Genomic DNA, 3,969 nt, shown 5'->3' on the forward strand with positions numbered 1-3,969 from the left:
CCCCCCCAGCGCCCAGGAAGGAGAGATCATGACACGGAGCATCGAACAGCGCCTGCGGGCACTGGAGGACCGACTGGAGATCATCGAGCTGGAGGCGACCTACGCGCGCGCCTTCGACGAGCGCGACGGCGACACGTGGAGCAGCCTCTTCACCGAGGACGGCATCTACCAGTCGCGGGCTGTCGGGGAGGCGCCGCCGCTGACCTTCGTGCAAGGCCGCCCGGCGCTCCACGCGTTCTGCGCCGACGCTGCCTTCGCCGGCATCCACTTCCTGCATCTGCCGCAGCTCGCGTTCGACGGCGACCGCGCGACGGCCCGCATCCACCTGGAATTCCATGGCGACTACGCCGAGGATGCCGGCGCGCCCCGGCTCGTGATGCGCGGCTTCTACGACGTGGCCTACCGACGCGAGGAGGGCCGCTGGCTCATCGCCCGTCGGGTGACGACGGCCTTCGCCCGCAGCCAGGACACGGTGCTCGGCTACCCCGCCGCATCCGCCCTCCCGGCGGCCTGACCCTCAGGCGTCGACGCTACGCGACCGCGCCGAAGTACGCCTTCTGCAGATCCTCGAGCGTGACGTCGGCCGCGGCCCCGGCGAGCGTCGTGCGGCCCATCTCGATCACCGTCACCTCGTCGGCGATGGCGACGGACTCCTGCACGGCCTGCTCGACCAGGAGGATGCCGATGCCGGTGTTCTTGAGCTCATGCACCCGCTCCATGACCTCCTTGACGATCACCGGAGCGAGCCCCTGGCTCGGCTCGTCGAGGATGAGCAGCTTCGGCTTCGCCATCAGCGCCTGGCCGATCGCGAGCATCTGCTGCTGCCCACCCGACATGCTCGCCGCGGGGAGGGCACGCTTGCTGCCCAGGATCGGGAAGAGCTGGTAGATCTCCTCCGCCGCCGCGATCAGAGCCCGCTTGCCCATCCCCCGCGAGAATCCGCCGAGGATGAGGTTCTGCTCGATCGTGAGCTCACGGAAGACCTTCTTGCCCTCCTGCACGTACGAGATCCCGCGGGCGACCCGCTTGTGAGGTGCATCCGTCAGCGGCTCGCCGAGGTAGGCGACCGTGCCGCCCGAGACCCTGTTCAGCCCGGTGATCGCCCGCAGCGTCGTCGTCTTGCCCGCGCCGTTCCGACCGAGCAGCACCGTGATCTCCCCCGCCCGCACGGTCAGCGAGACGTCGCGCACGACGGTCAGGTCGCCGTAGCCGGTCTGCAGACCGGACACCTCCAACAGCACATCACTCATGGTCGCCGCCTCCCGCCGCGTTGGTCTCCGCCGTCACGCCGAGGTACTCCTCCATGACCCGCGGGTTGCTCTCGATCTGATCGGGGGTGCCGTGCGCCATGACCGCGCCCTGGGCGAGCACATAGATGTCGTCGGCGACGCGCAGCACGAGTTGGAAGTTGTGCTCCACCAGGATGACGGTCATGCCGGCGTCGCGCAGCCGCTTCACGAGACTCTCGAGGACCTCGAGCTCGTCCTCGTCCAGGCCGGATGCCACCTCGTCGAGGAGCACCACCTTCGGGGACGCGGCCAGGCTCCTGGCGACCTCGAGCAGTCGACGGTTGCCGAGCGGGAGCGAGTCGGCCGGCTCGTCGCGCTGCGCGCTGAGCCCGACCAGCGCGAGCGCCCGCTCCGCCGCCGCCCGGTTCTCCGCGCGAGCTCGCCAGAACGTCGGCAGCCGCAGGAACGAGGCGAACACGGAGGCCCGCTCCGTGGCATAGCGTCCGGCCGCCACGGCTTCGAACACCGTCAGCTTCTCGGGGATGTTCGGAGTCTGGAACGTGCGCGAGACCCCCGCCCGGGCGACCCGGTACGACGAGAGTCCCTGGATGGACTTCCCGTCGAGTTCGATCGTGCCGGCATCCGTCTTGTAGAAGCCGGAGATCATGTTGAGCAGGGTGGTCTTCCCGGAGCCGTTGGGGCCGATGATCGCCGTGACCGCACCGGGCGCCGCATCGATCGACACCTTCGACAGCGCCTGGTTGCCGCCGAACGCCTTGGAGACTCCCTCCGTGCGCAGCAGCGCGCCGTCGAGCTTCTCGATCTCGGCCGGAGCGGCTTCCGCCGGGCGCACCCCGGTCTTGGCCTTGGCCGCGATGTCGGCCTTGCGCACGAGGGTCCGCAGCAGCCCGGACAGTCCTCCGGTGAAGGCCACTCCGCCGATGAGCAGGAACGCCCCGGAGATGATCAGTCCGAACTGGCTGAAGTTCGTCGACTGGTTCATCCCGAACTGCAGCACCGCTGCACCGATCAGGGCTCCGTAGATGCTGGCGGAACCGCCGAAGATCGAGGCCGCGAGCACCGTCATCGCGAACGAGAACGCGAAGGCCTCCGGCGAGATGAAGAGGTCGAGGTTGGCGAAGAGCACCCCGGCGATGCCGGCAGGGACGGCGCCGATCGCGTAGGCCGTGAGCTTGGCGCGGAACACGGAGATGCCCATCGACGAAGCCAGGACCGGGCTCTGCTTGAGCACGCGGAGCGCCGTCCCGTGGTCGGAGACGACGAGGTTGCGGATCAGTGCGAAGGCCACGATCGCGACGCCGACGATGATCAGGTAGTAGGTGCGGCCGTCGATCATCTGACCGAACGAGGTCGCGGGCATGATGCCGGCCAGACCGTTGCGACCGCCGGTCTGCTCCTTGAAGATCGACAGCACGTCCGGGACGATCAGGATCAGGAAGAACGAGGTCATCGCGAGCGACCAGCTCCCCAGACGCAGTCCGGGGATGCCGGAGATGAGTCCGATGAGCAGCGCGGCGCCGCCGCCGATGAGCAGCTGCAGCCAGATGTCGGTCACCCCGGCCTTGTTGGCGAGACCCGCGGCATAGGCACCGGCCGCATACATCGCGACCTGTCCCATCGCCAGCTCGCCGGCGTAGCCGAGCGAGAGGTTCAGGCCCAGCACGATCAGCGCCAGGATCAGGGTGAGCTCGATCTGCCGCGTCGCGGCGTAGTTGAGCCCGAGGAACGGCAGCGCGAGCAGCACGGCACCGACGGCGAGGGGCCAGATCCAGCCGGGGACGGACCGTAGTTTCAACCAGAGAGCAGCCACGGTCACACCGTCCGTTCCACGCGACGGGTGAAGAGTCCCGTCGGCTTGACCATCAGAATCACGATGAGGATGAAGAACACCGTCAACCCCGCGTAGTCGGCACCGATGTACCGCGTCGCGAGTGCCTCGGCGAGGCCGACGATGAGTCCACCCACGAGCACGCCGCCGAGGGACCCGAAGCCGCCGATCGCGAGGACGACGAAGCCCTTGAGCGCCAGGGAGGCGCCGAGCGTGGCGACCGCATACGTCTTGGGGCCGACGAACACGCCGAGGAAACCGGCGAGGACGCCGGTGAAGATGAAGGCCATGAGGGCGAAGCGCCGCACGTTCACCCCGCGCAGCTGCGCCGCCTCCCTGTTCTCGCTCATGCCGAGCAGGGCGATGCCGGTCATGCTGCGCTTGGCATACTGGGTGAGCGCGATGACCAGGACGATGACGAGCACGATCAGGGCGAGCTCGACGGGGTAGACCCGGCCGCCGAGGAACTCGAGCACCTGATCGCCCATGAAGAAGGGCACGCGCTTGGGCTCTCCGCCCCAGATCACCTGGGCGACACCCTCCATGATGATGGAGGCGCCGAGGGTCGTGACCAGCAGGTTGTGCGGGTCCTTGACCGGACGGATGGCGACCCGCTCCTCGAGAGCGGCGATCGCGCCGACGATGACGGCCGCGGCGATCGCGACGAGCCACCAGGGCAGACCCCAGACGACGATGCCGACGTACGCGATGAACGCGCCGAGCATCATGAGCGCCGCCTGGGCGAAGTTGAAGGTCTTCTGCGAGAGGAAGACGATGTTGTAGCCGATCGCCACCAGTGCGTAGATCGCACCGAGAGCCAGGCCGGACCAGATGATGGTCATTGCGGTCGGGTTCCTTCCATCACTTTGGCTTGGTGTGCCGACGGCTCGG

The 3,969-nt window shown here is 68.3% G+C and carries 4 protein-coding genes; 1 reads left to right on the forward strand and 3 read right to left on the reverse strand.

Annotated features, from left to right (window positions below; all coding sequences use genetic code 11):
• Positions 1 to 28 precede the first annotated feature (28 nt).
• Complete coding sequence (locus ACNPM4_RS08195; protein ID WP_372467453.1) at positions 29 to 514, forward strand: nuclear transport factor 2 family protein; 486 nt, start codon at positions 29 to 31, stop codon at positions 512 to 514.
• Between the two features lie 16 nt (positions 515 to 530).
• Here the strand turns inward: ACNPM4_RS08195 and ACNPM4_RS08200 are convergent, their stop codons facing one another.
• The 3 genes from ACNPM4_RS08200 to ACNPM4_RS08210 are packed head-to-tail and all read right to left on the reverse strand — an operon-like array spanning position 531 to position 3,920.
• The gene (locus tag ACNPM4_RS08200) at positions 531 to 1,250 is read right to left on the reverse strand and encodes an ABC transporter ATP-binding protein (protein ID WP_029262087.1); all 720 of its coding nucleotides are present in this window, start codon (positions 1,248 to 1,250) and stop codon (positions 531 to 533) included.
• Entirely contained in the window at positions 1,243 to 3,060 is a 1,818-nt protein-coding gene (locus ACNPM4_RS08205) for a branched-chain amino acid ABC transporter ATP-binding protein/permease (protein WP_262001630.1), read from the reverse strand. The genes ACNPM4_RS08200 and ACNPM4_RS08205 overlap by 8 nt, the downstream gene beginning before the upstream one ends.
• Before the next feature lie 2 nt (positions 3,061 to 3,062).
• Entirely contained in the window at positions 3,063 to 3,920 is an 858-nt protein-coding gene (locus ACNPM4_RS08210; protein WP_029262085.1) for a branched-chain amino acid ABC transporter permease, read from the reverse strand.
• Positions 3,921 to 3,969: the final 49 nt, after the last annotated feature.

This window comes from Microbacterium umsixpiens, from assembly GCF_053543675.1.

Coding starts and splice junctions, on each gene's coding strand:
- ACNPM4_RS08195 (WP_372467453.1), top strand. CDS start 29: ATGACACGGAGCATCGAACAGCGCCTGCGGGCACTGGAGGACCGACTG.
- ACNPM4_RS08200 (WP_029262087.1), bottom strand. CDS start 1,250: ATGAGTGATGTGCTGTTGGAGGTGTCCGGTCTGCAGACCGGCTACGGC.
- ACNPM4_RS08210 (WP_029262085.1), bottom strand. CDS start 3,920: ATGACCATCATCTGGTCCGGCCTGGCTCTCGGTGCGATCTACGCACTG.